General features: G+C 63.8%; 27 protein-coding genes. 14 read left to right on the top strand and 13 right to left on the bottom strand.

The features are described from left to right. Positions 1 to 25 precede the first annotated feature (25 nt). From QCE58_RS22325 to QCE58_RS22315, 3 genes are read left to right on the top strand one after another with little or no spacing between them, the layout of a single operon-like run. A complete protein-coding gene (locus QCE58_RS22325; RefSeq protein ID WP_250529875.1) occupies positions 26 to 1,330 on the top strand; it encodes a CitMHS family transporter in 1,305 nt (434 codons plus the stop codon). Positions 1,331 to 1,342: 12 nt separating this feature from the next. Beyond that, complete coding sequence (locus QCE58_RS22320) at positions 1,343 to 2,701, top strand: acyclic terpene utilization AtuA family protein (RefSeq protein ID WP_250522077.1); 1,359 nt, start codon at positions 1,343 to 1,345, stop codon at positions 2,699 to 2,701. Next, positions 2,688 to 3,014 (top strand): hypothetical protein, encoded by a 327-nt coding sequence (locus QCE58_RS22315; RefSeq protein ID WP_008349032.1) that lies wholly within the window; start codon positions 2,688 to 2,690, stop codon positions 3,012 to 3,014. The genes QCE58_RS22320 and QCE58_RS22315 overlap by 14 nt, the downstream gene beginning before the upstream one ends. On the opposite strand, the gene QCE58_RS22310 is transcribed toward QCE58_RS22315, so the two are convergent. Next, the gene (locus QCE58_RS22310; protein WP_175982636.1) at positions 3,007 to 3,279 is read right to left on the bottom strand and encodes a hypothetical protein; all 273 of its coding nucleotides are present in this window, start codon (positions 3,277 to 3,279) and stop codon (positions 3,007 to 3,009) included. The two genes, QCE58_RS22315 and QCE58_RS22310, sit on opposite strands and share 8 nt — an antisense overlap. A gap of 156 nt (positions 3,280 to 3,435) precedes the next feature. On the opposite strand from QCE58_RS22310, the gene QCE58_RS22305 reads away from it, so the two are divergent. The 7 genes from QCE58_RS22305 to QCE58_RS22275 all read left to right on the top strand — a co-directional run bounded on the left by QCE58_RS22305 (position 3,436) and on the right by QCE58_RS22275 (position 10,069). Then, positions 3,436 to 4,068 carry a TetR/AcrR family transcriptional regulator gene (locus QCE58_RS22305; protein ID WP_008349029.1) on the top strand — a complete coding sequence of 211 codons (633 nt, stop codon included), beginning with the start codon at positions 3,436 to 3,438 and terminating at the stop codon, positions 4,066 to 4,068. A 112-nt stretch (positions 4,069 to 4,180) separates the two neighbouring features. Beyond that, positions 4,181 to 5,518 (top strand): hypothetical protein, encoded by a 1,338-nt coding sequence (locus QCE58_RS22300; RefSeq protein WP_250522076.1) that lies wholly within the window; start codon positions 4,181 to 4,183, stop codon positions 5,516 to 5,518. A 108-nt stretch (positions 5,519 to 5,626) separates the two neighbouring features. Further along, on the top strand, positions 5,627 to 6,712 hold the full coding sequence (locus QCE58_RS22295; RefSeq protein ID WP_033536494.1) for an alpha/beta fold hydrolase: 1,086 nt from the start codon (positions 5,627 to 5,629) through the stop codon (positions 6,710 to 6,712). 221 nt (positions 6,713 to 6,933) lie between these two features. Beyond that, the gene (locus QCE58_RS22290) at positions 6,934 to 7,920 is read left to right on the top strand and encodes a hypothetical protein (protein WP_250522075.1); all 987 of its coding nucleotides are present in this window, start codon (positions 6,934 to 6,936) and stop codon (positions 7,918 to 7,920) included. Between the two features lie 229 nt (positions 7,921 to 8,149). Next, on the top strand, positions 8,150 to 8,908 hold the full coding sequence (locus QCE58_RS22285) for a flagellar brake protein (protein ID WP_250441250.1): 759 nt from the start codon (positions 8,150 to 8,152) through the stop codon (positions 8,906 to 8,908). 64 nt (positions 8,909 to 8,972) lie between these two features. Continuing rightward, complete coding sequence (locus QCE58_RS22280) at positions 8,973 to 9,314, top strand: hypothetical protein (RefSeq protein WP_008349022.1); 342 nt, start codon at positions 8,973 to 8,975, stop codon at positions 9,312 to 9,314. Positions 9,315 to 9,403: 89 nt separating this feature from the next. Next, a complete protein-coding gene (locus QCE58_RS22275) occupies positions 9,404 to 10,069 on the top strand; it encodes a MarC family protein (protein ID WP_008349021.1) in 666 nt (221 codons plus the stop codon). Positions 10,070 to 10,281: 212 nt separating this feature from the next. Here QCE58_RS22275 and QCE58_RS22270 read toward each other — a convergent pair whose 3' ends face one another. Continuing rightward, positions 10,282 to 10,869 (bottom strand): histidine phosphatase family protein, encoded by a 588-nt coding sequence (locus tag QCE58_RS22270; RefSeq protein ID WP_033536518.1) that lies wholly within the window; start codon positions 10,867 to 10,869, stop codon positions 10,282 to 10,284. Between the two features lie 100 nt (positions 10,870 to 10,969). Next, positions 10,970 to 11,887, bottom strand: coding sequence for an NAD(+) diphosphatase (gene nudC, locus QCE58_RS22265; RefSeq protein WP_175982631.1), 918 nt, complete (start codon positions 11,885 to 11,887; stop codon positions 10,970 to 10,972). A gap of 120 nt (positions 11,888 to 12,007) precedes the next feature. Here nudC and QCE58_RS22260 point away from each other — a divergent pair, with 120 nt between their 5' ends. The 3 genes from QCE58_RS22260 to QCE58_RS22250 are packed head-to-tail and all read left to right on the top strand — an operon-like array spanning position 12,008 to position 13,860. Continuing rightward, on the top strand, positions 12,008 to 12,712 hold the full coding sequence (locus tag QCE58_RS22260; RefSeq protein ID WP_008349018.1) for a glutathione S-transferase family protein: 705 nt from the start codon (positions 12,008 to 12,010) through the stop codon (positions 12,710 to 12,712). A 34-nt stretch (positions 12,713 to 12,746) separates the two neighbouring features. Further along, positions 12,747 to 13,109 (top strand): hypothetical protein, encoded by a 363-nt coding sequence (locus tag QCE58_RS22255; protein ID WP_008349017.1) that lies wholly within the window; start codon positions 12,747 to 12,749, stop codon positions 13,107 to 13,109. Positions 13,110 to 13,113: 4 nt separating this feature from the next. After that, positions 13,114 to 13,860, top strand: coding sequence for an SDR family NAD(P)-dependent oxidoreductase (locus QCE58_RS22250; RefSeq protein ID WP_250522074.1), 747 nt, complete (start codon positions 13,114 to 13,116; stop codon positions 13,858 to 13,860). On the opposite strand, the gene QCE58_RS22245 is transcribed toward QCE58_RS22250, so the two are convergent. From QCE58_RS22245 to tauA, 5 genes are all read right to left on the bottom strand, one after another. Then, positions 13,847 to 14,833: a transglutaminase family protein gene (locus QCE58_RS22245; RefSeq protein WP_250497406.1), complete on the bottom strand. Its 987-nt coding sequence runs from the start codon at positions 14,831 to 14,833 to the stop codon at positions 13,847 to 13,849. The two genes, QCE58_RS22250 and QCE58_RS22245, sit on opposite strands and share 14 nt — an antisense overlap. Positions 14,834 to 14,906: 73 nt before the next feature. Then, positions 14,907 to 16,595, bottom strand: coding sequence for an ATPase (locus QCE58_RS22240; RefSeq protein ID WP_250522073.1), 1,689 nt, complete (start codon positions 16,593 to 16,595; stop codon positions 14,907 to 14,909). A gap of 266 nt (positions 16,596 to 16,861) precedes the next feature. Further along, complete coding sequence (locus QCE58_RS22235; RefSeq protein WP_175982627.1) at positions 16,862 to 17,737, bottom strand: ABC transporter permease subunit; 876 nt, start codon at positions 17,735 to 17,737, stop codon at positions 16,862 to 16,864. Beyond that, positions 17,734 to 18,513 (bottom strand): taurine ABC transporter ATP-binding protein, encoded by a 780-nt coding sequence (locus tag QCE58_RS22230; RefSeq protein ID WP_008349010.1) that lies wholly within the window; start codon positions 18,511 to 18,513, stop codon positions 17,734 to 17,736. The genes QCE58_RS22235 and QCE58_RS22230 overlap by 4 nt, the downstream gene beginning before the upstream one ends. Next, the gene (gene tauA, locus QCE58_RS22225; RefSeq protein ID WP_409014141.1) at positions 18,510 to 19,475 is read right to left on the bottom strand and encodes a taurine ABC transporter substrate-binding protein; all 966 of its coding nucleotides are present in this window, start codon (positions 19,473 to 19,475) and stop codon (positions 18,510 to 18,512) included. Before tauA ends, QCE58_RS22230 begins: the two co-directional genes overlap by 4 nt. A 340-nt stretch (positions 19,476 to 19,815) precedes the next feature. Here tauA and QCE58_RS22220 point away from each other — a divergent pair, with 340 nt between their 5' ends. Next, complete coding sequence (locus QCE58_RS22220) at positions 19,816 to 20,871, top strand: LLM class flavin-dependent oxidoreductase (protein WP_175982625.1); 1,056 nt, start codon at positions 19,816 to 19,818, stop codon at positions 20,869 to 20,871. Positions 20,872 to 20,918: 47 nt separating this feature from the next. On the opposite strand, the gene QCE58_RS22215 is transcribed toward QCE58_RS22220, so the two are convergent. The 5 genes from QCE58_RS22215 to QCE58_RS22195 all read right to left on the bottom strand — a co-directional run bounded on the left by QCE58_RS22215 (position 20,919) and on the right by QCE58_RS22195 (position 25,590). Continuing rightward, positions 20,919 to 22,160 (bottom strand): acyl-CoA dehydrogenase family protein, encoded by a 1,242-nt coding sequence (locus QCE58_RS22215; RefSeq protein ID WP_250522071.1) that lies wholly within the window; start codon positions 22,158 to 22,160, stop codon positions 20,919 to 20,921. A 16-nt stretch (positions 22,161 to 22,176) separates the two neighbouring features. Continuing rightward, a complete protein-coding gene (locus tag QCE58_RS22210; RefSeq protein ID WP_033536495.1) occupies positions 22,177 to 23,181 on the bottom strand; it encodes an NrtA/SsuA/CpmA family ABC transporter substrate-binding protein in 1,005 nt (334 codons plus the stop codon). A 30-nt stretch (positions 23,182 to 23,211) separates the two neighbouring features. Continuing rightward, entirely contained in the window at positions 23,212 to 23,928 is a 717-nt protein-coding gene (locus QCE58_RS22205; RefSeq protein ID WP_008349001.1) for an ABC transporter ATP-binding protein, read from the bottom strand. Beyond that, positions 23,925 to 24,764, bottom strand: a complete 840-nt coding sequence (locus tag QCE58_RS22200) for an ABC transporter permease subunit (protein WP_250522070.1) — start codon at positions 24,762 to 24,764, stop codon at positions 23,925 to 23,927. The genes QCE58_RS22205 and QCE58_RS22200 overlap by 4 nt, the downstream gene beginning before the upstream one ends. 118 nt (positions 24,765 to 24,882) lie before the next feature. Continuing rightward, the gene (locus tag QCE58_RS22195; protein ID WP_250522069.1) at positions 24,883 to 25,590 is read right to left on the bottom strand and encodes a response regulator; all 708 of its coding nucleotides are present in this window, start codon (positions 25,588 to 25,590) and stop codon (positions 24,883 to 24,885) included. Between the last annotated feature and the right edge of the window lie 23 nt (positions 25,591 to 25,613).

Here is a 25,613-nt window from a genome sequence, read left to right as displayed (position 1 = left end):
AAAGACAATATTCGGAGACACGTTCATGCTGCCGATGCTCGGCCTCGCCACCATCGTCGTCCTGCTCGGGGCGATCCTTTCCAAACGGATGTCGCCGCTCGTCGCGCTCATCATCGTGCCGATCGTGGCGTCGCTGATCGGCGGCTTCGGGCTTTCGACCAGCAAGTTCGTCATCGACGGATTGAAGAGCCTCGCGCCGGTCGTCGGTATGTTCGTGTTCGCGATCCTTTACTTCGGCACGATCACGGACGCGGGAACGCTCGATCCGATCATCGATCGCATCCTGCGCGCGGTCGGCACGAAACCGACGCGCATCGTGATGGGCACGACGCTGCTCGCGCTGCTGATTCATCTGGACGGCTCGGGCGCCGTCTGCTTTCTCGTCACGATTCCCGCGATGCTGCCGCTCTACGATCGCCTGAACATGGACAAGCGCGTGCTCGCCGCGGCCGTTTCGATGGCGGCGGGCATCAACTTTCTGCCGTGGACCGGGCCGATGATCCGCGCATCGGCGTCGCTGCATCTGCCGATTTCATCGCTGTTCAATCCGCTGATTCCGGTGCAGGCCGTCGGGCTCGTGTTCGTGTTCGGCATGGCGTGGTGGCTCGGCCGCCGCGAGGAAAAGCGTCTCGGCTATTCGAGCGCGAACGGCGCGATTCCGCTTCCGAAGCGCGAACTGACGCCCGAAGAACAGTCGCTGCGCCGCCCGAAGAATTTCTGGTTCAACATCGTGCTGACGGTCGTCGTGCTCGGCACGATGGTCGCGATGGGCGAAAAGATTCCGCCCGCCATCATGTTCATGGTCGGGCTGTGCATTGCGCTGATGGTGAATTATCCGAACGTCGACATGCAGCGAAAGCGCATCGACGCGCACGCTCGCGCCGCGTTGATGATGGCCGGCATTCTGCTCGCGGCGGGCGTGTTCACCGGCATCATGCAGGGCAGCGGCATGTTGAAGGCGATGGCGCAGGCGGCGGTCGGTTTCGTGCCGCCCGCTTTTGCCGGCCACATTCCGGTCGTGCTCGGCCTGCTGTCGATGCCGCTCTCGATGCTCTTCGATCCCGATTCGTTCTATTTCGGCGTGTTGCCGGTGATCGCCGAAGTGGCGTCGCAACTCGGCGTGCCGGCGGTGCATGTCGGCCAGGCGGCGCTCCTCGGGCAGATGACGACCGGCTTTCCCGTGAGCCCGCTCACGCCCGCGACGTTTCTCGTCGTCGGCTTGTGCGGCATCGATCTCGCGGATCATCAGAAGTTCACGTTCCCGCTGCTGTTCGGCGCGTCGGTCGTCATGACGATCGCGTGCGTCGTGCTGGGCGTGTTCCCGCTGTAAAGGAAAAGCACCATGAAAGACATCATCAGAATCGGCGCGGGCGCGGGTTATTCGGGCGATCGCATCGAGCCTGCCGTCGAACTCGCGGAGCACGGCGCGCTCGACTATCTCGTGTTCGAATGCCTTGCCGAACGCACGATCGCGATCGCGCAGCAGTCGCGCCGCAACGATCCCGAACTCGGTTACGACCCGTTGCTCGAAACGCGCATGCGCGCCGTGCTGCCCGTCGCGGCGAAAAATGGCGTGCGGATCATCTCGAACATGGGCGCCGCGAATCCGCGTGCGGCGGCGAAGAAGACCGCGAGGATCGCGCGCGAGCTCGGCCTTGACGGATTGAAAATCGCAGCCGTCACCGGCGACGACGTGCTCGATGTCGTTTTGCGTTCGCGTCTGCGCTTCGAGGAATCCGGCGACGATGTGAGCGCGTACGCGGACCGCATCGTGTCGGCGAATGCGTATCTCGGCGCGGCGCCGATCGTCGCTGCGCTCGCGGCGGGCGCGGACATCGTGCTGACCGGCCGCGTTGCGGATCCGTCGCTATTCACCGCGCCGCTCATCCACGAATTCGGCTGGAAGATGGACGACTGGACGACGCTCGGACAGGCGACCGTCGTCGGCCATCTGCTCGAATGCGCGGGTCAGGTGACGGGCGGCTATTTCGCCGATCCCGGTTACAAGGACGTGAACGATCTCGCGCGTCTCGGCTTCCCGATCGGCGAAGTGAGCGCGGATGGTTCTGTCATCGTGACGAAGGTGCCGCACGCAGGCGGCTGCGTGACCGAAGCGACGTGCAAGGAACAACTGCTCTACGAGATTCACGATCCGGCGCGTTATTTTCAGCCGGACGTCGTCGCGGATTTCACGCAAGTTCGCGTCGCGCAGGAAGCGCACGACCGCGTGCGCGTGACCGGCGGACGCGGCCACGCGCGCACGGATACGCTGAAGACATCGGTCGCTTATGTCGATGGCTATATCGGCGAAGGTCAGATTTCCTACGGCGGTCCGGGCGCGGTCGCACGCGCGCGGCTCGCGCTCGATATCGCGCGCGAACGGCTGTCGATCATGTGCATCGATACGAGCGAACTGCGCTTCGACCTCATCGGCGTCAATTCGCTTTACGGCGACGCGCTTGCAGCGAACGCCGAAGAGCCGTATGAAGTGCGCGTGCGCGTCGCGGGACGCACGTCGAGCGCGAAGGCGGCGGCGCGCATCGGCAACGAGATCGAAACGCTCTATACCAACGGCCCGGCGGGCGGCGGCGGCGTGACGAAGGCGACGCGGGAAGTCATCGCGGTGCAGTCCGTGCTGCTCGCGCGCGAACACGTGAAGCCCGTTTTCGAATTCGTGGAGGCAAGCGATGAAACTGCGTGAACTCGCGCATGGCCGCACCGGCGACAAAGGCAACACGTTGAACGTGTCGGTGATCTGCTTCGACGCGAAGCACTACGCGCATCTGCGCGCGCAACTGACGCCCGAGCGCGTGAAAGCGCATCTCGCCGATGTCGTGAAGGGCGATGTCGTGCGTTACGAACTGCCGCTCTTGCACGCGTTCAATTTCGTTTTGCGCGATGCGCTCGGCGGCGGCGTCACGCGTTCGCTCGCGCTCGACGCGCACGGCAAGTCGATGAGCTCGGCTTTGCTCGATATCGAAATCGATGCGGTTTCCAGCCCAACGCCTATCTGACTGACGCCGTGTCGATCTTGCGCGCGGAATCCGCGGGCAACACCGACGTCAACACGTTCGCCGGCACATGCTGCGCCTCTTCCTGCGAGACCGCGCCGACGAACTTCCAGCCCGACGGCATTTTCACGAACGTGAAGCCGGTGGGTTGATCGACGAACACCGAATACGGCGCAGGCGATGCAGCCGTTTCCGTGGCTTGCGCAAACGACACCAGCGGGCTTGCCAGCAGCAAAGCGGCTGCGAGCGCGGACAAAGTCGATTTCATGGCGACACTCCTGAGATGGTTCCGATGTTTATGTGACGATCGATACAGATATTTAAGCATCGGCGCGCGACAGCGTCCAGTTATTTTGTTACGATCGACACATAATTCAGAATTTCGATGGACGCACTAATCGCCGGCATCGAAAAGGAGTGAGACATGTCGTCGGAAATGCACGAGACGCAGCACAGGGCGCGCGGCCGGCCGCGCGCATTCGACCGCGAAGCGGCGTTGCGAAACGCGATGGAAGTGTTCTGGGCGAAAGGCTACGACACCTGTTCGATGGCCGATCTCGTCGAAGCCATGGGCATCAATTCGCCGAGCCTTTATGCCGCGTTCGGCAGCAAGGAGGATCTGTATCGGGAGGCGGTCGAGTTGTACACGGAAGCCGAAGGCGGCGCGGCGCTCAGGCAGTTGCAGGCGCACGAATCCGTGCGCGACGGCCTGCGCGCGATGTTCCGCGCGAGCGTCGAATTGTTCACCGGCAGGAAGACTCCGCGTGGCTGCATGATCTTTCTGGGCGCGATGTCCGTCGGCGGCGAGCACGCGCAATTGCGCGCCGAGATGCAGAAGCGCCGGCGCAAGGTCGCGTCGATCGTCGCGGCGCGGCTCGCGCAGGGCGTCGAAAATGGCGAGCTCGACGCTCGCACCGATGTTCAGGCGCTCGCCGCGCTGTGCATGACATTGTTCGCGGGTCTGTCGATTCAGGCGCAGGACGGCGTGCGGCGTGCGGCGCTTTTCGCGGCGGTCGATCAGTTCATCGCGACGCTGCCGCTGCGCGCGAAGCGCTGAGCGAAACGTTCGCAGCCGTCACAATCGACGACGAAACAAAGTGTCCTTGCGCTTGCCCGCGCGCCGATGACGGGACCAAAATCCCCGTCACCCGGCATTTTGGAGCATCGCCATGACGACTCACGTCATCAGTTTTTTTGCCGACGACACCGCGCGCGCGTCGTTCGAAAATCATCGCCGCTATTGCGCGCGTCTTGCTTATCCGCACGAGTATGTCGATACGGCCGCGATCGGCTGGGCACATCTGCGAATGCTGTTGAAGTATCAGGTGTTGTTGCGCAAGCTGCGCGCGTGTGCCGAGGGCGATCTCGTGTTGCTGATCACGCAGGATTGCCTGCTGTTACGCGACATTCCGTGCGAGACCCTCATGCGCGGGGAAAACCGCGATTGGATCGTCTCGTATCGTGACGATGACCCCGGCGACGTCATGGCGGCGTTTCAGCTTTGGCGCAACACGGCGGCCGCGCGCGAGCAGGTTCAACGCATCTGCGAGGGCGCCAGGTTCGGCAGGGCGCTCGCGAGCGAAGCGCAGTTGCTGAGTGCGCTAGGACCTCGGCCGTTCACTGAGGCGATCGAAGGCCATCATCCCGTTGTGCTCGCGGCGCTGAACGTGTCGCCGATATGGGCGGAATGGCCCGCGTTCTCTCTTGCGCTCGCCGATATGCCCGATGCGCCGAAGAATCAGCCGGTCTTCGCCGACTTGCGCGATCTGTTCGCGGAGCACATCAACCAGTGTCAGGCGCGCGGCCTGCCGTATCTCGCCTTGCCGCAGCCGGAAGCCGATGAAACACGCTACGAAGCGTCGAACCGAAGCGCGTCCATCGCGCTCGCGATGCTTCATACGCCGAATATCCGCGAATACGGCGCGATCGCCGAGCGCAACGTGCGCCGCTATTGCGAGCGTCACGGCTACGCGCTGCATCTCTATCGCGACGTGCCGGCCGAAGCGGGCGCGGGCGCGAGCGGCAACTGGATCAAGCCCTGGGTGTTGCTGCGCCATTTGCCGGAACACGAATGGGTCTTCTGGATCGATGCCGACGTGCTCGTCGCCGATCAGAGCCGGCGGCTCGAACCGCTATGCGAGAAGCGGGATCGCGTGCTCGCGACGGACGTAAGCTGGCAGTTCAACTCGGGCATCATGGGTTTTCGCAACACGCCGCAAAATCTCGACGTGCTGACGGAAATCGAGCAGAGCATCGGCGCGATCGCGGATAAATCGTCGACCTATGCAAGCGGCGGCGACCAGGACGTGTTCATCAAGGTGCTCGCACGGCATGGCCTTGCCGACTCGCGCCATCTGCTCGATTGCGCGACCATCAACACGCCGTATCAGCTTCAGTCGCGCGACAGCTTCATGGTGCATTACATGCATATGTGGCCGTCGCTGCGCGCGCTCATCATGCATCACGGCGACCTGACGAGCCAGATGCGCGGCGCGCGCCGTCCCTGACTGTCTATTCCTTGACTTTCCAAAGCTTTACGCGCAAGCATGAGCGATCGCGCGAGCCGCCGCGCGTGCATCGATTTTTTAGGTAGTCCCTACTTACACATCGTTCCGATGATGCCGCGCCCGTCCACGCCTCGGCAGCATATCCGCCTTTGCACGGCGAGCGACGGCGTGCGCATCGCGTACGCGACGTGCGGCTCTGGCCCGCCGCTCATCAAGGCGGCGAACTGGCTCAGTCATCTGGAGCTCGATTTCACGAGCCCGGTCTGGAACCATCTGATGCTCGAACTGTGCGGCCGTCACACGCTGATTCGCTACGATCAGCGCGGCTGCGGTCTCTCCGATCGCGACGTCGGCGAAATTTCCTTCGACGCCTGGCTGCGCGATCTCGAAACCGTCGCCGATGCGAGCGGCCTCGAACGCTTTCCGCTGCTGGGAATTTCGCAGGGCGCGTCGATTGCCATCGCGTATGCGGTCGCGCATCCGGAGCGCGTCACGCATCTCGTGCTGCATGGCGGCTACGCGCGCGGCCGTTTGAAACGCTCGTGCGATCCGGCGTTGCACGAGGAAGCCGAAATGCTCGTGAAGCTCGCCGAACTCGGTTGGGGCAAGCAGAATCCGGCGTTTCGCCAGTTCTTCACGACGCAGTTCATTCCCGGCGGCACGCCGGAGCAGCATCACTGGTTCAACGAACTGGAACGTCTGACGACCACGCCGCGCAACGCCGCGCGCATCATGCGCGTGTTCAACGAGATCGACGTGGTGGCGCTGCTGCCGCGCGTGCAATGTCCGACGCTCGTGCTGCACGCGAGCGGCGATGCGCGCGTGCCGTTCGACGAAAGCCGCCTGCTCGCCGGGCAGATTGCCGGCGCGCGCTTCGTGCCGCTCGATAGCGAAAATCACATCACGCTCGAATCCGAGCCTGCGTGGCAACGCTGGCGCGAGGAAGTGCGGGGGTTTCTGCCGTCATCGAACGTGAGCGATCCGGCGTTCTCCGCGCTGACGCCGCGTGAGCGCGATATCGTCGAATTGCTCGCGGGCGGGCGCGACAACGCGCAGATCGCCGCGCGACTCGCGTTGAGCGAGAAGACCGTGCGCAATCACATCACCAGCATTTTCGCGAAGCTCGAAGTCGAAAACCGCGCGCAGGCCATCGTGCTCGCGCGCCGCGCGGGCTTCGACGCGCCCGCCGCCTGAGCGCTTCGGGACCTGCGTCCCCCTTCATTGCCGCCAAATGCCGTGTCCCGGTGCGCAGCCGGGACATGCGCCTCATGTGCGAGAGCGGGCCGTTGCAGAGAATGATTCGCAGAACGGTGACGCGGCGCACGACCCTACGCAGACCTGTTCGACGCAGCGCGCGGATTGCAGGGCGCGCATTCATCAGAGTCATCGACGCAGAGTCGTTCCGGAGTTCGCACATGGAAGCCGTTCAGCACGAGTCTCAATCCAGGAAAATCACCCCGCAGCAACGTTATGCGAAGTGCATCGAAGTGTCCCGCCGCATCCGCTGGGACATCGATCGCGACGTATTGCGCGGCCGTCATTTCGATCCCGCGCACAAGTTCATGCCCGACGGACTATCCGAAGTGCATCGTCTGCCGTTCCTCGACGCGCGCGAACGCCGTCTGATGTCTCAGGTTCAGGGCCGCACGTACGCCAACATGTTCGGCATGATCGAGCGTTTCGTCGGCGCGAAGATGCTGGAGGTCGGCCGCGATCATGCGCTCGGCGATCAGACCGCGCTCGAAGCGATCGTGCGGTTCACCGACGAAGAGCTGAAGCATCAGGAATTGTTTCGCCGCGTGGAAGCGCTCGCCGCGCAAACGCTGCCGCCGGGCTATCGCTTCATCGCGCAGGCCGACGAGGTTGCCGCGTTCGTGCTCGGCAAATCGACGTGGTCGATTCTCGCGCTGACGTGTTGCGTCGAAATCGTCACGCAGGTGCATTACCGGCAGAGCATGGAAAGCGACGCGAGCTTGTCGCCGCTATTCAAGGACATCTTCCTGTTCCACTGGAAGGAGGAGTCGCAGCACGCGATCATCGACGAACTCGAGTGGATGCGCGAAGACGCGCGGCTCGACGACGACGCGCGCGATACCGCGATCGGCGATCTGATCGAGCTAGTCGCGGCCATCGACGGGATGATGCAGGCGCAAGCCGCCGCCGACGCGCATTACTTCGTATCGCAACTGGACCGCGCGCTTTCCGCCGACGAAGAGGCGCGCGTGCATGCGGGACTGGTCGATGCGTATCGGTGGCAGTACATCATCTCGGGCGTGGACGAACCGCGCTTCGGCGAAATCCTGATGAGCCTCATCAGCGAGGCGCAGGGCGAACGCATGGGCGCTGCGCTCGCGCCTATCCGACGCCGCGCGCTCGCAAGCGAACTCGATACGCTCGCGTGACGCGTGACGCGTGTCGCATGAAGCGCGAGAAGGCCGGGTGTTCGCGCCCGGCCTTCTCATTTTTAGAACGTTATCCGTAAGACAAATGGTTTGCTGCTCTGCAAAACGCTGAATTGCCGTGAAAATCTAGTCGTTACCGATGTACTGAAGCCGTTTTTTTTCGGGCAACATAAGGCAAAGCAGGTAGTCGTCGCTCGCTGTCCCAAACTGATAACTAGATTGGACCATCATGCTCGCCGAACCGTTGCCGCAAACGACAGACATCGAAAAATTCGCGGAAGATCATGAGCGCTTCGCGCGACACACGCCATCCGAAATATCGATCGTTCTGCGAACGCTCGTGCAGCGGGGCGACATGCTCACCGTGACGAGCGGGCGCGGACAGATCGTTACGCAACTGCTGAAAACCGACGCGCGCGAAGCGTGCATCGTGTTCGACTGGGGCGGCGTCGAGGCGGACAATCGTGTGCTGCTTGAAGCGCGGCAGTTGTATTTCAAGGGTGCGCCGGACGGCGTGCGCGTCGAATTCACGACGCTCGCCGCGCGCGCCGTGACCCACGAAGGACGTCAGGCGTTCGAAGTGCCGTTCCCCGAGAAGCTCTATCAGTTCCAGCGTCGCGAATACTTCCGCGTGCCGACGCCGGTTCTCGAACCCTTCTACGCGAAAGGCGCATTCGCCGACGGCGAAGCGTTCCGCCACGAAGTGCACGACCTGTCGCTCGGTGGCATCGCGCTGCGCATGGACACGCCGCGTCTCGCGGAAACGGAGCGCGGCACCGTGTTCCGCGATGTCGTGCTTCATCTCGGTCCGGGCGCGGCCTTGCCCGTCGATCTCGAACTCGTGTCGCCGCGCTCCGTGACGACGCCGCGCGGCGATGTGCGTTACGTCGTCGGCTTTCGCTTCGTGCGGCTTTCGGCCGCCGCGGAGAACGTGCTGCAGCGGCTCATCACGCGCATGGAAGCGAAACGCCGCAGCCTGTCGGCCTGAAGGCGCGGAAAGGGCGCGCAACGCGTGGAGTAAAATGCGTGCCTCTTTCCACTCACGACGACGCATGTTGCGCAAGGCCTGGCGCGGAGAAGAACGCTTCTGGAAAGTCTGGTGGCTGTTGGGCGTGCCGATCCACCTCGCGTGGTGGTTCGTCTATCTCGACCTCTGGACGAGCGGCGTCACTCCCGAAACATTTCTGCTGATCACCGTCTGGTTCTGGCCCGGCATGCTCGGCGTATTCGCCGTGTGCTCGGCGCTGTATCTGCTGTGGTGCACGCTCGCGTGGCGCTGCGCGGGCAATGTCGATCGGCGCGTATGGACGATCGTCGCGCGCGTGCTGATCGGCGTCGGGATCGGCTCGTTTCTCACCGAATGCACGCTGATTCTCACCGCACCGTTCGTCTGATCGGACGGTCATTGCGCGCACGCGCGCCGGCTTAGCGTGCACAATGTCCGGGCTTGCAGCACGCCAACGAACGACGGACAACGACGCGCATGCTCAACGAATTCGCCAAGACGGTCCTTGTGATCGTCGCCGGATTGTTCCCGATCATCAATCCTCCCGCGACGGCGCTCGTCGTGCTGAGCATGCTGCCGCATATCGGCGACGCCGATCGCGCCGAGCTCGCGCGGCGCATCTGCATCAACAGTTTCGTGATCTTGCTCGCGTCGCTTTTGATCGGCGCTTATGTGCTGACGTTTTTCGGGATCTCGATTCCGGTGTTGCGCGTGGCGGGCGGTTTCGTCGTCGCGATGGCGGGCTGGAGCCTGCTTCAGACGCCCGATGACGACGACGGCGCCGAACCCGCGCCCACGCCGCGCGGCGGCGCGTCGCTGCGTGCGAAGGCGTTCTATCCGCTGACGCTGCCGATCACCGTCGGGCCGGGTGCGATAGCGGTCGCCATCGCGCTCGGCACGGGCTCGCCGCGTCATGGGCTGCAGCCGGTGCATCTCGCCGGCGTGGGCGTCGGGCTTGTCGTTCTGTGCGCGAGCATCTATGTGTGCGTGCGGTTCGCGGGGCATTTGGAGCGCCTGCTTGGCGCCGTCGGAACGCAGATTGCCATGCGCCTTTTCGCGTTCATCATCTTTTGTATCGGCGTGCAAATTCTCTGGCTCGGTTTGTCGGAACTGATCGCATCGGTTCAGCTCAACGTCAAGTAGAGCGGGAGACGGGGGGTTTGATGGCGGATCGCAGGAACTTCGCAGGCACCGTTGGTATTGGCTTTTTGCTGATGATGGTTTTTATGGTTCTTCGCCGGATCCCGTGTTGGTGTCGGTCTATTGGCGTTGCCCCTGTCCTAATGCACCGACACGAAAACGGGATCCGGCGAAAGAAAAGGCCGACACGATCACGGGACCTATCGCAAAAAACATCAAAAAGGCAAGAGATTCCACTTAACAATAGCGCGGACGTCGCGCTCAAACCCGAGCACACTCATCGCGGCGGTATCCATCGCGAGATGCGCCCCAAGAGCCGGCGATCCCGTCGCCCACTGCGCCCCGAACACGCGCGAAAAATGCGCGTGCGAAAAAAGTGCGATGTTCATCGCATTCGTCGCGAGCAGCTTGTCGATGAGCGCCTGCGCGCGCCTGCCGACATCCGCGAGATTTTCGCCCTCCGGAATCGGCGATGACCACACCGACCAGTCCGGCGCCTCTTCACGGATTTCCGGCGTGGTGCGGCCTTCGTAGATGCCGTAATTCCACTCGTGAAGCTCGGACTCCACCGTCGCGCGATCGCCCAGACCCGCGAGCCGGCAGGTTTCGATCGCGCGGCCCATCGGGCTCGTCAAAACTAAGTCGAAAGACTGCGACGCGAGCACCGGCGCGAGCGCCCGCGCCTGTCTGCGTCCTTCGTCGGTGAGCGGAATGTCGGTCGTGCCGGTGTGCTGGCCCGACTTGCTCCACTCGGTCTCACCATGCCGGATCAGCCAAATATGCATGCCGCCTTTCATGTTCATGTCGTTCACCCGATGTCTGATGAATGCTCTCGCCGCGCCCCGCGCAACACAGGTTCGGATTCTGCACCGATCGCCGAAGCCGCGCCGCGAAGCTGCCCACTCAGTCCACCTCGCGCGTCGCGAACGCCTTCAGCAGATGATGCGCGATCGCGAAGGGCTTCGGCGCGGAAAGTCCCTGTTCGTGCGTGCCGTCGAGCATCGCGCGGATCTCCTCGCGCGTGAACCAGCGCGCATCTTCGAGCTCGTTCCTGTCGATGGTGATATCGGTCGTGACGGCGCGCGCGAAGCATCCGATCATCAACGATGAAGGAAACGGCCACGGCTGCGACGCGAAATAGCGCACGTCCGTGCAGCGGATGCCCGCTTCCTCCAGCACTTCGCGATACACCGCGTGCTCGAAAGTCTCGCCCGGCTCGACGAAGCCCGCAAGCGACGAATACATCCCCGGCAGAAATTGCGGCTGACGGCCGAGCAGGCAGCGTTCGCCATCCGTGACGAGCATGATGACCACGGGGTCGACACGCGGAAAATGCTGCGCCTTGCAGTTCGGACAGATGCGCCGCCAGCCCGCGCCCGCCGAATCGGTCGGATGGCCGCAGTTCGCGCAGAAGCGATGCCGGCGATGCCAGTCGAGCATCGATCGCGCTTCGCCGAGCGCGCTGACGAGCGGCGGCGACACGAGACCCTGCATCGCGATGGGGCGCAGTTCGACCGCTTCGACATCGGCGAGGCTCGGCGTTTCTGCATCGAAGGAATGGGCGAACAGCGCGCGGCGGTCGGCGTCGCGGCCGAGAAGAACCGTCTGCGCGGGCGCGCCGAGCGCCGCGATTTCCTGGGCGACGAAAAGCGGATCGTGACCGTTCGCGCGCTTGAACAGCGGCACGTTGTTCACGAACAGCAGAAAGCGCGTGGCGGGATCGTCGCGCAGGCCGGCGACGTAGGTTTCATCGTCGCGCTTCTCCGATACGCGATCGAGCGGATCGAGTGTAAAACCGATGGCATGAGGCGGCGTGGGCATAGTATTTTTCGTGTGTGGCGGCGCGCGGAAGCGGCGCGACGCGTGACGGGAAGATGCAAGGCCAACCGGGAATCGTAACGAACTTGGCGCGTCCTTGCTGGAGGACGCACGGAGACGTCGATGATCACGCTCTATTCGTATCCTCAGTTGTTCGGCCTCGAAGACAACAATCCGTTCGGACTGAAGGTGTTCGCGTTCCTGAAGCTCGCGGCCCTGCCATTCGAGCATCGTCACGTGCTGGACACGAGCGCCGCGCCGCGCGGGCAGTTGCCGTATCTCGTCGACGGCGATGAAACCGTCGGCGACAGCGATGCGATCATCGCGCATCTGAAGAGCAAGCACGCAATCGAACTGGACGACGCGCTGGGCGCCGCGCAGCGCGATCTCGATCTGCTGGTCCGCCGCACGCTCGACGATCTTTACTGGGTGATGTCGTACTCGCGCTGGCGCGACGACCGCTACTGGCCGCAGTTTCGCGATGCGCTCTTGACGCAGCATCCGGACATCGGCGCCGACGCGCTCGAAGGCGCGCGCAAATACAACTTCGAACGCTATCGATATCAGGGCATCGGCAGATACGAGCCGGACGCCGTGTATGCGCGCGGCATCGCGAGTCTCCAGGCAATAGCGAATCTGCTCGGCGACGGTCCGTTCATGTTCGGCGACGCGCCCGCGAGCATCGATGCCGCGCTGTACGGGTTCGTCGCGAACATCTGGTTCTACGACATCGATACGCCGCTCAAACGATTCGTCGCCACGCGCGGCAAGCTCGTCGAACATTGCGGCGCGGTGCGCGAACGCATGGGCCAGGGAGCGGTGGCGTGACATTTTCGAAGCGGATCGTCGACAAGGAGACGTCATGGACTGCGCTGAGATCTACACCGACGCCGACGGGCACTCGGCATTCAGGACCATTCGCGTGTTCGAAACCGTCGCCGTGCCGTTCAACGGCATTTCGGTGACGCTATCGCCGCCGCAGCCGTGCGAGAGCGTGCTGGTGCATGAGTTCGACGAAGGCTATTTTCTCGATCGTCATAATCCGCCGTCGCGCCAGTATGTCGTCGTCCTCGAAGGCGAGCTTGAAATCGCGGTGCAGGACGGGGACATCGCGCGGCGCTTCGCGGAAGGCTCGGTGTTCGTCGCGGGCGATCTGAAAGGTTCGGGGCATTCGACGCGCGCGCTTCGCTCGGGTCGCGCCCTCGTCATCAACCTGCAAGGATGAAACGATGCTGCTCGATAAAAAACTGGCGGTCGTGACCGGCGCAAGCTCGGGCATCGGGTTCGCCACCGCGCAACGGTTCGTGTCGGAGGGCGCCCGCGTCGTGATCAGCGGACGCAACCAGGAGAAGCTGCGTCAGGCCGCGCAAACGCTCGGCGAGAATGCGCTGTGCGTCGTGGCCGACGCCGCCAGTCCGGCCGACATGCAGCGTCTCTACAAAACCGCAGTCGAGCATTTTCAGCGCGAGATCGACGTTCTGGTCGCCAACGCCGGCATTTCCCGGCAGACGCCCGTGCGCGAAACCTCGCTGGAACAATTCACCGATGTCTTGCACATCAACGTCGGCGGCGTGTATGCGACGGTGCGCGAAGCGCTGCCTTCGCTCGCGCGGCCGGCATCGATCGTTCTCGTGGCATCGCTCGCGGCCAATCAGGGCACGAAAAATTTCTCAGCATATTGCGCGTCGAAGGCGGCTGTCGTTTCTCTGGCCAAAAGCTTCGCCGCCGAATTCGTCGAGCTCGGCATACGCGTCAACAGTATTTCGCCGGGCGTCGCGAACACGCCGATCTTCGACAGCTTGGGCATGTCGGAGGCGCAATTGCTGGAGTGGGCGAAAGTCATCCCGATGAAGCGCCCGGCCGACCCCGCCGAGATCGCATCGGCGATCCTTTTCCTTGCGACGGATGCATCGCAATACATGACCGGCGCCGATCTTGCCGTCGATGGCGGCATGTCGGGGATCAGTCCGTTTTGATCGCCGCCGACGCCAACGGCTCGCTCGGCGGCTCGATGCGCCGCACGCTGACGCTGACGTCCATCCCGGCGAAGTCCTCCGCGGCGCCGAACCACGATCCGGACACCGGCGCCGCCTGTTCGGGCTTGCGCGTGTACGCGACGCGGATCAGATCGGTGCCGCCGACGAGCGAGTTCGTCGGATCGTAGGGCACCCAGCCCGCGCCCGGCAAAAAGACGTGCAGCCACGCGTGCGTCGCGCCCGCGCCGACGACGAGCGGCTCGTCGCGGCTCTCGATCTGTCGCGCGCCCTGCTGCAGCCCCGTGTTGCGGACGGCCGGCGCAGCGGGCGTGTCGAGCGCCTGATCGTACAAATACCCGGACACGAAGCGCGCGGCCAGTCCGAGTCCGCGCACGACTTCCATCATCAGCAGCGCGAAATCGCGACAGGTGCCGCTGTGCCGGTTCAGTGTCTCCGACGGACGCTGCGTGCCCATCGCGTCGCGCGACTGATACTGAAAGTCGCTGCGAATGGCGGCGTTGATGTTCCCCAGAATGTCGCGCGTGTGCGTGACGCCGCGCCGGGGCAGAAACTGCGCGACCCAGTCGCGCAGCATCGGCTGATCGTCGGGATACTGCGGCGGCAGGAAAGACGCCAGATCGAGCCGGTCCTCGTCGGCGTACTGAAACGGATAATTCTCGGCTTCGGGCGCGACCGGCAACTCCAGATTCCTGATGCCGAAATGCTCGATGACGAAACGCGCGCGCAGTTCGAGCGTGTCGGCGGGCACGCGCGGCTCGACGACCGCGACCGAATTGGAAAACACGTCGTGCATCCAGTACTGCGTGCTGTGCGGAGCGGCCGCGAGCGTCGCCGACAGCACGCGGATATCGTGCGCGGCGCGCGGCCGGAACATCACGCGATGCGGCGAGAATTCCACCGGCGTGTTGTAGCGATAGGTCGTGACGTGCTCGACTTCGAGAAAGACGGACATGTGCCACCTCCGGGCCAGCGCTGCACGATCGGGTCGACCCGACAATCATGCCACTGGCGCGCCGCCTTGAACATCAACGCGTCACGAGCACGAACGGAGCGACGCCGCCATACGCCGAACCGCTGCTGAACGATCGCAGGCCGAGATCGACGTCTCTGTATTTTCCGTCCGCGCGCTGCCTCAACTGATTGACGGACCAGACGCCGTCTTGCTCCAGAAGAATGGATTTCGTTTTCGGCTCGTACTGGAGATACGCCATCGACTTCGACGAACTCAGCGCGGTCGTCTTGCTTCTGCTCGTCACGTCGTAGAGGATGACCGAGCTCGGGCTGTTGGCATTGTCATCGGCGAAGAGAATTTGCTGATTGTTGATCGCCGCGATGAACTTCGGATTCTTCTCCGGCAGATCGGTCAGCACGCGCGTGAAGCCGCTCTCCAGGTCCATCTCCGTGAGATTGCCCTGTGCATTCGGCGACGCGAATCCGACGAAATACGCTTTCTTCGCATCCGGCGTGACGGTGAACTCATCGCGCGGCGCCGCCGGCGCCGAACCGGCCGGATAGCCGCCCCTGATGAAGCCGCTCGCCGATTCGATGCGCAGCACCTCCAGCCTCGTTCCCCGCTCGTTCGCGAGCGCGAAGATGTGCTCGCTGTCATTGGCGGCCGTCGCGATCTTGATGACGCTGAATTCTTTCGGCAGCACGAGCTTTCTGACGAGCGTTCCCGAATCCGTATCGACGACGTGGATGATATTTTTGTTCCACAGATAGACCTGATTTCCGGTCAACGCGGGCTGAAAACCATAGCCGGTGAACGTCGTCAACATCGGACCGATGGGCGTGATGCGCACGACCTTGTTGCTCGCGGTGTCGATGGTGGCGAGATCGACGGACGTCGAATTTCGCTCCATCAGCACGTGCAGCCGCTTGCCGTCGGCGCTTGCGAACATCTGATCGACGCGCTGATAGTCGCCGCCCAGCGAAAGATCGATCGACGCCTTCACAGCGCGCGAAGGAAACTCGTAGGCGGTAATCCGCGCCGGCGCCTGCGCACGCGTCAGCGTGTACACCGTCTGAGTGGAAGGCGGCGGCCCATAGTATTTCTGCACCATGTCGATGTCGGTGGCGCTCAGCTTGCCGTCACCGTTCCATTCGGGATTGCAGTAATTCATGATCGAAGCGACATCCCACGCGCCGATCGTCGTGTCGCCGTTCGTGCCCTGCGCGGGCTCGTTGCAGGTCGAAGGCGTGTCGGGCCGGTTCTGCTCGTGCGCGAAGCCCAGCGCGTGACCGAATTCGTGCGCGGCGATGCGGCGTATGCAGTATTCTTCGCGTCCCTGGCAACTTTGACTCCAGTTCCTGAACGTGAAGTTGAGCGCCATTCCGCCGACCGCGTTGTTCAGCATCGCGCCGAGGCCGAAAGTATGCGGCCCGCTCTGCGCGCTGTCATCGACGCTGATTCGGATCCCGAAGTAATTGGGGTCATTCGTGCATTGCTGCCAGCCTGTGAAACGCACGCCCGAATGCTGTTCCCAGGTTTCCTGAACTGCGAGGCGGCTCCAGTTTCGTGCCGACGCGAAGCGCGCGAAATCCGCGTTGTTCATGTTCCAGCACACGCCGATGGGAACGCGGCTCCAGATGACGGTCGACAACGCGTAGCCCTTGGTCGTCGATTCGGTCTGTGAAGCCGGCTGTCCTGCGATGCTTTTCGTGCTCTGGCCTGAGACATCGGAGCCGGCGTCGCCGCCGCATGCACTGATCAATACTCCTGATGAAATAGCCAGGACCATCCCTCGTATCCTTCTCATTTTGTTCTCCATGTATAGAGACCACGTCAACGCATGGCGGAAGGAAATCTGTTCTCAGCGTGTCGCGTCGCTGAAATACTTATTAGGATTGTTTCCGAGAGATTCTGCCTTTCAGCAGCAGTACGTCAATAATTAATTTTCCTTATTGCCGGATAGGGAACCCTTACTGGATCAGGAGTCCAGCCGATTCCAAGTTCGCCGCGACGCCAGGCCCTTGCGGCTCAGCGTCCTTTCCACGGCACGAGCCGCTGCTCCAGCGCGCGCATGCCGAAGTCGAAAATCCACGCGATCGCGCCGATCAGCACGATGCCCATCACCACCACGTCGGTGCGCAGAAAGCTCGACGCGTTGAGCACCATCTGACCCAGGCCGGCGGTCGCGGCGACCATTTCAGCGGCGACGAGCGTGGTCCAGCCGAAGCCCACGGCGATGCGCAGGCCCGTCAGTATTTCGGGCAGCGCGGCGGGCAGCACGACGAACCGCACGACTTGCCCGAAGTTCGCGCCGAGCGACCACGCGGCGTTCACCTGCTCGGCAGTCGCGCTCCTGACGCCGGCGCGCGCGGCCATCGCGATCGGCGCGAAGCAGGCGAGCCAGATGACGACGATCTTCGCGGTTTCATCGATACCAAAGTAGATGACGACGAGCGGTAGATACGCGAGCGGCGGCAGCGGCCGATAGAACTCGAGCGGCGGATCGAGCACGCCGCGCGCGATGCGGCTCACGCCCATCAGAATTCCGACCGGCACCGCCGTGACAACCGCGAGCGCGAACGCGCCGAACACGCGGATCGCGCTCCACAAGAGATGCTCCGAGAGCGGCAATCCGCCCTGAAGCCGTCCGTGCAACGCGTCGATGAACGCCTGCCAGACCGCCTCGGGCGAAGGCAGAAAGAGCGGCGGCAGCCAGTGGAAATGCGTGGCCGCCCACCACAATGCCGCGAGCGTCGCGACGCACAGCGCGCTGGGCAGCGCGGTCGGCCCCGCGCCCGGCATTCCGCGATAGCGCGCGCGATGCTTCGTGCGGGTGACGCGTCGCGTGGCTGGCGATGCGCTTGGGGCGTTCGGCAGCGGGACATCGTGAGCGGGCCGGTTCACGCCGCCTCCGTCTCGGTGCGATGCAGGCGGCGCGTCAGCCGCTCCCGCCATTCGATGAACGCGGGCGACGATTTGACGGCGCGCGCATCGCGGCTGCGAACGTAGTCCCGCGAGAAGGGCAGTTCGTGCACCTCTTCGATGCGGCCCGGACCTGGCGTCATCAGCACGAGGCGCGTCGCCAGAAAGAGTGCCTCTTCCACGCTGTGCGTGATGAAGAACACCGTCTTTCCGGTGCGCGCCCAAACGTCGAGCACGAGTTCCTGCACGGTTTCGCGCGTGAGGGCGTCGAGCGCGCCCATCGGTTCGTCCATCAGCAATACTTCGGGATCGCTCGCGAGCGCGCGCGCAATTCCGACGCGCTGCTGCATCCCGCCCGACAGCGCGTAGACCTTCGCGTGTTCATGTTGCGCGAGGCCGACGAGCGCGAGCGTGCGACGCGCGATCTCGCGGCGCTCGTCGCGCTTCACGCCGCGAAAACGCAAGCCAAGCGCGACGTTGTCGATGACGTTCAGCCACGGCATCAGCGCATGCTTCTGGAACACGACGCCACGCTCGGCGCCGGGCCCGTCGATCGGTTCGCCATTCAGCGACGCTTCGCCTTCGGTCGGCTCCAGGAAACCCGCGAGACAATTCAGCAGCGTGGTCTTGCCGCATCCCGATGCACCCAGCGCCACGACGAACTCGCCGCTGCCGATCTGCAAGTCGACGCCTTGCAACGCGGGCGTGCTCGCGCCTTCATACGTGACGCCGAGGTTGCGGATGGAAAGCGATGTCATTTCGCGGCCTGCTGCACGAAGCGCGGATCGACGCCCGTGGAGTAATCCGCGAGCACGTTCTGAATCGTGCCCTGCTGTTTGAGGAACTGAGCGGTTGCCGCGAGCGACTTTGCCGCCCCGGATTGCGCTCCGCCGCCGAGCCAGGTCGGCGACGCCTGCTCGCCCGCGCTCGGGAAGGCGTAGAGCGCGAGACTCGCGGGCACGTCGGCGGGATTCGCGCCGGATTCCTGCGCGACGGCCTGCACCTGTTTCGACGCGGCGGTCCAGTCGGCTTTGTGATCGCGGTATTGCGCGTCGGTATCGGCGAGCACTTTGACGAAACCGTTCAGGAACGCCGAATTGTCCTGCGCGAACTTGCGCGACGCGACGAAGCCGTCGAAGGTCGCCTTGCCCGATTCCTTCGCCACTTCGCCCGACGTGATCAGCACTTTGCCGTTCTGCTTGGCTTTGGCGAGCACCGGGTCCCAGATATACGTCGCGTCGATATTGCCGCGTTCCCACGCCGCCGCGACCTCCGGCGGACGCAGATTGACGATCCTCACCGTCGACGGATCGACGCCTGCCTGTTGCAAGGCGACGAGCGCATGAAAATGCGACGTCGACACATACGGCACGCCGAGCGTCTTGCCTTTCAGATCCGCGAGCTTGCTTACGCCCGAGCCGTTGCGCGCGACGAGCGCCTCGGCGTCGTTGATGTTGTCGAGAATCCAGAACAGCGAAAGGTCGACGCCTTGCGACAAGCCCGCCGCGATCGGGCTGGAGCCGGCTTCGCCCAACTGAATGGAGCCCGATGCGAGCGCGCGAATGACATCCGCGCCGCTGCCGAGCTTGCGATACGTGACCTTGTATCCGGTGGCTTTCTCGACGGCGCCGCTCGCCTGCGCATAACGCCAGGGCACGACCATGTCCTGATAGCCGATGACCACTTCGCGCGTTTCGGCGTTTGCGTGAACGGGCGCCATAGCAGCGAGAACGATGGATGCGATGCCGGCGATCAGCGCGCGGCGATGGATCGAAGGTTTCATGGAACGGACGAAATGATGTGGTGAAGCCTTCGACTATAGGCACTTTGCGTGCCGCGGCTACGAAGCAATCGTGCGTAGCAAATGACGCGGCGCGTGCTTCGCATATTCGCCGTGCGCCGTCATAGGGTTATCGGAAGAACTGCGCTCAGGAAGACAGTTTCCCGAGTCTTCAAATGCGAAATGAATAATTCCTTATCGATAGAAATTGGATCGCCGCGGGCGGGCCCGGCGTTAGCATGAGCATCCTCTCCAACCTGTCCTTCGGTTCATTCAAGCGATGTCCAATCTTCCCCGCTTCGGGGTCTGGGCGCTCGTGCATGGCAGTCGCGCGGCGTTGCAGGATCCCGCCGAGCCCTACGATGCCTCGTGGGCGCGCAACAAGGCGCTCGTGCTAGAGGCCGAGCGCCTCGGTTACGACTCCGTGCTCGTCGCCCAGCACACGATCAATCCGCACGATCCTTCGCTCGATCAGCTCGAAGCGTGGACGGCATCGGCGGCATTGGCTGCGCTTACGTCGCGCATCGAGATCATCGCGGCGATCAAGCCTTATCTCTATCATCCGGTCGTGCTCGCGAAGATGGCGCAGCAGATCGAGCACATCAGCGGCGGACGCTTCGCGATCAACCTCGTCAATGCGTGGAATCGTCCGGAGCTGGAGCGCGCGGGCATCGGCTTCGCGGAGCATGACGAGCGCTATGCGTACGGACGCGAGTGGATCTCGGTCGTCGATGCGTTGCTGCGCGGAGAAGCCGTGAAGCATCGCGGCGACAACTTCCGGATCGACGACTATCAGTTACGGCCCGCCGATCCGTTTCGCGCGCGTCCGCGCATCTATGTCGGCGGCGAGTCGGAGCCGGCGCGCTCGCTCGTCGCGGCGCATGGCGATGTGTGGTTCATCAACGGCCAGCCGCACGACGACGTTGCGGCCCTGATCGCCGATGTCTCCGCCCGCGCGCGCCCGGCGGGGCACGAGCCTTTGCGCTTCGGCCTGTCGGCGTTCGTGATCGCGCGCGAGACGCAGGACGAAGCGCAGGCTCATCTCGAACATCTGTTCGCGCTGGCGGAACTCGACAAGCCGCTGCGCGAACGGCAAAAGGCCAATACCGATCCGAACGCGGTGATGCACCAGACCTTCGCGCGATCGGCGCGCGTCGGGTCGAACGGCGGCACGGCCGCGGAACTCGTCGGCGATTACGACACGGTCGCGCGGCGCATCGTCGACTTTCATCGCGCGGGCATCGAACTCTTCATGCTGCAATTCCAGCCCTTCGAGGCCGACATGGCCCGCTTCGCGCACGAAGTCGTGCCGCGCGTGCGACGTCTGCTCGACTAAGAAAGCGCGCCGTCCCGTCCGCTTTCGACAAGGGACGGCGCGCGCGATCAGAAGAACGCGCCCGTGGGCGGCAATTGCCCGGTCAGCAGGTTCTGTCCGAGAAAGCGTTCCTTGTAGACGCGCGGATTGTGCGACGCGATCACCTTGATGTTGCGCCAGTGCCGGTCCAGCGCGCCGACGCGCGACACGACGGAGCCCGAGCCGAGATCGATCAGCCAACTTGCGATCTGCGGGGCGAGATCGTCGATCACGACCTTGGCTTCCGATGCCGCGAGCGTGGCCGCGAGCGTCGCCTCGTATTCGTCGCGTGTGCCGTGTCGGTCCCATGCGCGCTGCAACGCGCCGGCCGCGCGATCCGCGATCGCTTCGACGCTCGCCGCATACGCGCGGATACGGCCGAGCAGCGATTGCAGCACGGGTTCATCGACGGGATGCGCGGCTTCACCGTGATAGAAGTTGCGTCCCCGCGCGCGCAGCACGTCGACGGCGTCCAGCGCCACGCGCCGCACGATGCCCGCGATGCAGTTGGTGAGATAAACCTGATGAAACGTGAAGCCCCAGGGCGCGGCTTCATCGGACTTCGGCGGATCGGGCGGATAAAGCTGCGCGGCTGGAACCGTCACATCGCGAAACCGCGCCGTTCCCGAACCTGTGAGGCGCTGGCCGAAGCCTTGCCAGTCATCGTCGTCGTCGACGCCCGCGCCGCGTTCCAGCACGTACTGCACGGTGCGGCCCGCGCGGCTTTCCACGGCGAGGCCGGTGAACGCGTCGTTATACAGATTGCCCGTCGCGTAGATCTTGTCGCCGGAGCCGACGTACACGTCGCGCGACGCATCCCATTCGAGCCGACTGAGGACTCTGGTCGGGCGCGCGCCGGCGGCGACCACGTCGCTGTCGACGAAGCTCAGGCCGATGGTCTTCTTCTGCGCGGTCAGCTCCAGCACGCGCGCATGGAACGGTTGCTCGCGTCTCCGGAGCGCGGCTTCCACTTGCCACAGATGATTGCGAAACGCGTGGGCGATGTTCGAATCCGCCGCGGCGAGATCGCGTGCGACGATGAAAAGCCCGTTCAGCGAAACGCCGCTTCCGCCTGCATCGACGGGAAGACGCAGCGCGCCGAAGCCGAGCGCCTTGAGCTTTGCAATCTCTTCGTGCGGCAGCCGGTGCCCGCGTTCGCGCTCGGCGGCAGTCGCGGCGATGTCACCGATGATCTCCGAAAAGCCGAGCGCGGCGGACAGCGGGGAGACGAGCGTCGGTCCGGCGCTCGTCGGATAGTTGACGTCAGACATTCGTGCGCTCCTCGATTCACACCTTGATGCTGTAATCCGCGACCTTGATGCGCGAGTTGATGATCTTGCGCTCGGCCAGCCAGTCGGCGGCGCGCTGAAATTGCGCGATGAAAGCGGCATCGTCGGGCTCGTGAAACTGATTGACGCGCTTGAGGCTTGCGAGATAGTCGCGCACCTGATCCGGATATTTGCCCTCGCGCTGCACGAGCAATTCGGCTTCGGCGGAATGCGCCGACTGCCACGCGCCTTCGACGTAATACGCATCGATCACCGCGCGGATCAGCTCGGAATTCTCCTCGGTGAACTTGCGGCGCGTGACGAGCGAGCTGTAATCGATCAGAAAATCCAGATCGCGGCCTTCGTTGAAGATGTCTTTCGCGTCGTTCGAGAAGCGCGAGATGTCGACGCCGGGCGACCACATCGACCAAGCGTCGACTTTGCCTTGCGCGAAGGCGGGCGCCGCGTCGGGCGGATTCAGATAGACGAACTGGACCTTGTCGCGATCGACGCGATGCTTCTCCAGCGCGGCGATCAACAGGAATTCGCCAAGCCCCGACCGGTTGACGGCGACCTTGCGGCCCGCGAGATCGGCGACGGATTCGATGCCGCTCGACTTCTTCGCGATGATGGCCGTCGAGCGCGGCGAATAGATGTCGAACGCGGTGAAGACGATCGGCGAGCCGGCGAGCATCGCGGCGAGTGCGGGAGTCGTCGATCCCCAGAATCCGAAGTCGGCGCTGCCGCCGACCACGGCCTGTATCGAAGGCGCATGGTTCGGGAAAGGGCCGACCCATTCGACCTTGATGCCTTTCGCGGCGAGCGTCTTCTCGAACACGCCGCGCTGTTTCGCGATGTCGGGCAGGCTGCCGTAACCCCAGCCGATGCGGACCGTATCGGTGTTGCGCGTCAGCTTGCGCGGCTCGGCCGCGCGTGCCGGGAACAATCCGCCGGTCGCGGCGCCGGCCAGGAGGCCTCCCGCCGCGCGCAGCAACCGGCGGCGGCTCAGCGATGAGTCGTTCATGCTCGTCCTTCTTGTCTTATGGAAAAGTGATCAGTGAGACCGGACGCCGAGTTCCGCGAGCAGGGCGGGGCGCAGTGCCTGCGGCGCGTGTTCGCCGGGTTCGAATGACGCCGCGATGCGTCCGGCGCGCATGACGAGAATCCTGTCGGCGAGCGTGAGCGCTTCGTCGACGTCATGCGTGACGATCAGCACGCCTGGCCGATGCAGCGCGACGAGTTCCTTGACGAGACCGTGCATGCGGATGCGCGTGAGCGCATCGAGCGCGGCGAACGGCTCGTCGAGCAGCAGCAGCGCGGGATCGTGGATGAGCGCCCGCGCCAGCGCCACGCGCTGCGCCTGACCGCCCGACAGATTGCGCGGCCAGTCGTCCTCGCGGCCGGCGAGTCCTACTTCGGCCAGCGCGCGCGCCGCGCCCGTCCGGCCGATCGTATTCTCGTAGCCGAGCGCGACGTTCTGCCATAACGTCGACCAGGGCAGCAGGCGATGCTCCTGAAACACGACGGACGGACGTTCCGGCGCGCGGATCGACCCGGCGTCGGGGGAATCGAGCCCCGCGAGCGCGCGTAGCAGCGTTGTCTTGCCGCATCCGCTTTCGCCGAGCAGCGCGACGAATTCGCCTTTGCGAATATCGAGGTCCAGTGCATCGATGACGACGCGGCTGCCATAGCGTCTTTGCAGTCCGCGCACGGACACCGCCAGCGCCGGCGAACCGACGCGCGCGTCGCGGCGCGTAACGATGGCCGTCATGTGCGCGCCCCTTTCGCGTAGTTCGCGTGCCACGAGAGATAGCGGGCTTCGAGCAGGCGCACGAGCGCATCCGCGACGACGCCGATGATCGCGTAGATGATGATGGTGAGCAGAATGACGTTGGTGTTCAGGAATTCGCGGGCGTCCATCGCGAGGAACCCGATGCCTTTCGTCGTGGCCAGCGTCTCGGCGATGACGAGCGCGAGCCACGCGTGGGCGAGCGCGTAACGCACGCCGGTGAGGATCGACGGCATCGCGCCGGGAAGGATGATTCGTCGCACGATCGCCGTTCGGTTCAGGCCGATCACGCGGGCGAGTTCCATCAGTTTCGAATCGATCTGGCGAATGCCGAGCATCGTGTTGATGTAGATCGGGAAGAGCACCGCGAGCGCGACCAGAAAGATCTTGGCGACTTCGCCAACGCCGAACCAGACGATGACGAGCGGCAGCATCGCCAGGAAAGGAATGGCGCGCACCATCTGGATCGAGCGGTCGAGGAGCGCTTGCCCGAGCGGCGAGAATCCGACGGCGATGCCGAGCGCGAGCCCGATCGTTCCGCCGATGACGAAGCCTCCCGCGGCGCGCAGCAGCGACACGCCCAGGTGCACGAAGAGTTCGCCGTTTTGCGCCATGTGGACGGCCGTTTCGAAGACGCTGCTCGGTGCCGGGAGGACCTGCGGCGCGATCAGTCCGAGGCGCGCCGCGATTTCCCATAGCAGCACCACGATTGCGGGGATGGTCCAGGAGAGCCATCGGTAGAGCACGTCTTTGGAAATCAGCGCGCGAGACGCGTGTCCCGAGCGATAGGTGTCGCGCGTGGATGTCAGGTCAGCCATCTTGTCGGCTCGTCGTGAATTCGAGCCTGTAATTAGAAAGCTTCGGAATGCACGCAACAAACGTTTTATTGTGCTTTGCTTTTCACGCTTCACCGCGTTAGGGCATACGCATTGCTTACTACGAGAGACGCGCTTGCAAACCTCTTTCGCTTATGCCCGCCGCATGAATCAATATGACCTCGTCAGCGCCATTCAATGTCTGCAACAAGAGCTCGACACGTCGCTTTTGAGCGACAAACAGTGCGCGGTTCGGATTTACACGCTGATTAAACAGATCGAAGCCGCCTCGATAATGGACGATCGCCTGAAACACGATCTGATGATGGTCGAATTTCTTCTGGTATTGAAACGGCGGCAGCAAGCACTCGATCGGCTCAAGAGCGCGGTGGTAGCCACGTATCTGCGCGCATGATCGGAATTGTCTAGTGGTCCGTGGCGGGGGGAGGCGTCTAAGCGGCGAGACGATCCCTCTCGCGCCGGAAAGCACGCGCTTGCATACGCGTTCGAACTCGCCCGCGCCCTCGTGCATGCTCACGAGGCCCGCCGCGCCCGCGCGCTGCGTCTCGGCAAGCGTGTGAGCGTGGGTTGCGTCGGTGAAAACGACGACCGGCGTATCCGGACACGCCAGGCGCACCTCCCGCAAAAACGCGAAGTCGTCGGCGGGTGAGCCTTCCATGCCGCAGCTCAGCACGATTACGTCATAGCTCGTCGTCTTCAGCCTCGCGAGCAATCTATCGGCGTTCCTGACGCACGCTGACACCTGAAACCGGTCACTCGACTCGAACCAGCTTTGCAGCCCATGTAAAACGACCGCGATCGTCGGCAAAGGTCGATCTGTGGCGTTGCCCT

It is taken from the genome of Caballeronia sp. LZ028 (genome assembly GCF_031451415.1).
GTDB lineage: Bacteria > Pseudomonadota > Gammaproteobacteria > Burkholderiales > Burkholderiaceae > Caballeronia > Caballeronia zhejiangensis.
This window is presented reverse-complemented; position numbering and strand designations above follow the sequence as displayed.

Coding starts and splice junctions, on each gene's coding strand:
- QCE58_RS22290 (WP_250522075.1), top strand. CDS start 6,934: ATGGAAGCCGTTCAGCACGAGTCTCAATCCAGGAAAATCACCCCGCAG.
- QCE58_RS22275 (WP_008349021.1), top strand. CDS start 9,404: ATGCTCAACGAATTCGCCAAGACGGTCCTTGTGATCGTCGCCGGATTG.
- tauA (WP_409014141.1), bottom strand. CDS start 19,475: ATGGCGCCCGTTCACGCAAACGCCGAAACGCGCGAAGTGGTCATCGGC.
- QCE58_RS22260 (WP_008349018.1), top strand. CDS start 12,008: ATGATCACGCTCTATTCGTATCCTCAGTTGTTCGGCCTCGAAGACAAC.
- nudC (WP_175982631.1), bottom strand. CDS start 11,887: ATGCCCACGCCGCCTCATGCCATCGGTTTTACACTCGATCCGCTCGAT.
- QCE58_RS22245 (WP_250497406.1), bottom strand. CDS start 14,833: ATGTCCGTCTTTCTCGAAGTCGAGCACGTCACGACCTATCGCTACAAC.
- QCE58_RS22320 (WP_250522077.1), top strand. CDS start 1,343: ATGAAAGACATCATCAGAATCGGCGCGGGCGCGGGTTATTCGGGCGAT.
- QCE58_RS22200 (WP_250522070.1), bottom strand. CDS start 24,764: ATGGCTGACCTGACATCCACGCGCGACACCTATCGCTCGGGACACGCG.
- QCE58_RS22210 (WP_033536495.1), bottom strand. CDS start 23,181: ATGAACGACTCATCGCTGAGCCGCCGCCGGTTGCTGCGCGCGGCGGGA.
- QCE58_RS22285 (WP_250441250.1), top strand. CDS start 8,150: ATGCTCGCCGAACCGTTGCCGCAAACGACAGACATCGAAAAATTCGCG.
- QCE58_RS22230 (WP_008349010.1), bottom strand. CDS start 18,513: ATGACATCGCTTTCCATCCGCAACCTCGGCGTCACGTATGAAGGCGCG.
- QCE58_RS22300 (WP_250522076.1), top strand. CDS start 4,181: ATGACGACTCACGTCATCAGTTTTTTTGCCGACGACACCGCGCGCGCG.
- QCE58_RS22310 (WP_175982636.1), bottom strand. CDS start 3,279: ATGAAATCGACTTTGTCCGCGCTCGCAGCCGCTTTGCTGCTGGCAAGC.
- QCE58_RS22295 (WP_033536494.1), top strand. CDS start 5,627: ATGATGCCGCGCCCGTCCACGCCTCGGCAGCATATCCGCCTTTGCACG.
- QCE58_RS22250 (WP_250522074.1), top strand. CDS start 13,114: ATGCTGCTCGATAAAAAACTGGCGGTCGTGACCGGCGCAAGCTCGGGC.
- QCE58_RS22270 (WP_033536518.1), bottom strand. CDS start 10,869: ATGAACATGAAAGGCGGCATGCATATTTGGCTGATCCGGCATGGTGAG.
- QCE58_RS22215 (WP_250522071.1), bottom strand. CDS start 22,160: ATGTCTGACGTCAACTATCCGACGAGCGCCGGACCGACGCTCGTCTCC.
- QCE58_RS22315 (WP_008349032.1), top strand. CDS start 2,688: ATGAAACTGCGTGAACTCGCGCATGGCCGCACCGGCGACAAAGGCAAC.
- QCE58_RS22220 (WP_175982625.1), top strand. CDS start 19,816: ATGTCCAATCTTCCCCGCTTCGGGGTCTGGGCGCTCGTGCATGGCAGT.
- QCE58_RS22255 (WP_008349017.1), top strand. CDS start 12,747: ATGGACTGCGCTGAGATCTACACCGACGCCGACGGGCACTCGGCATTC.
- QCE58_RS22205 (WP_008349001.1), bottom strand. CDS start 23,928: ATGACGGCCATCGTTACGCGCCGCGACGCGCGCGTCGGTTCGCCGGCG.
- QCE58_RS22280 (WP_008349022.1), top strand. CDS start 8,973: ATGTTGCGCAAGGCCTGGCGCGGAGAAGAACGCTTCTGGAAAGTCTGG.
- QCE58_RS22305 (WP_008349029.1), top strand. CDS start 3,436: ATGTCGTCGGAAATGCACGAGACGCAGCACAGGGCGCGCGGCCGGCCG.
- QCE58_RS22325 (WP_250529875.1), top strand. CDS start 26: ATGCTGCCGATGCTCGGCCTCGCCACCATCGTCGTCCTGCTCGGGGCG.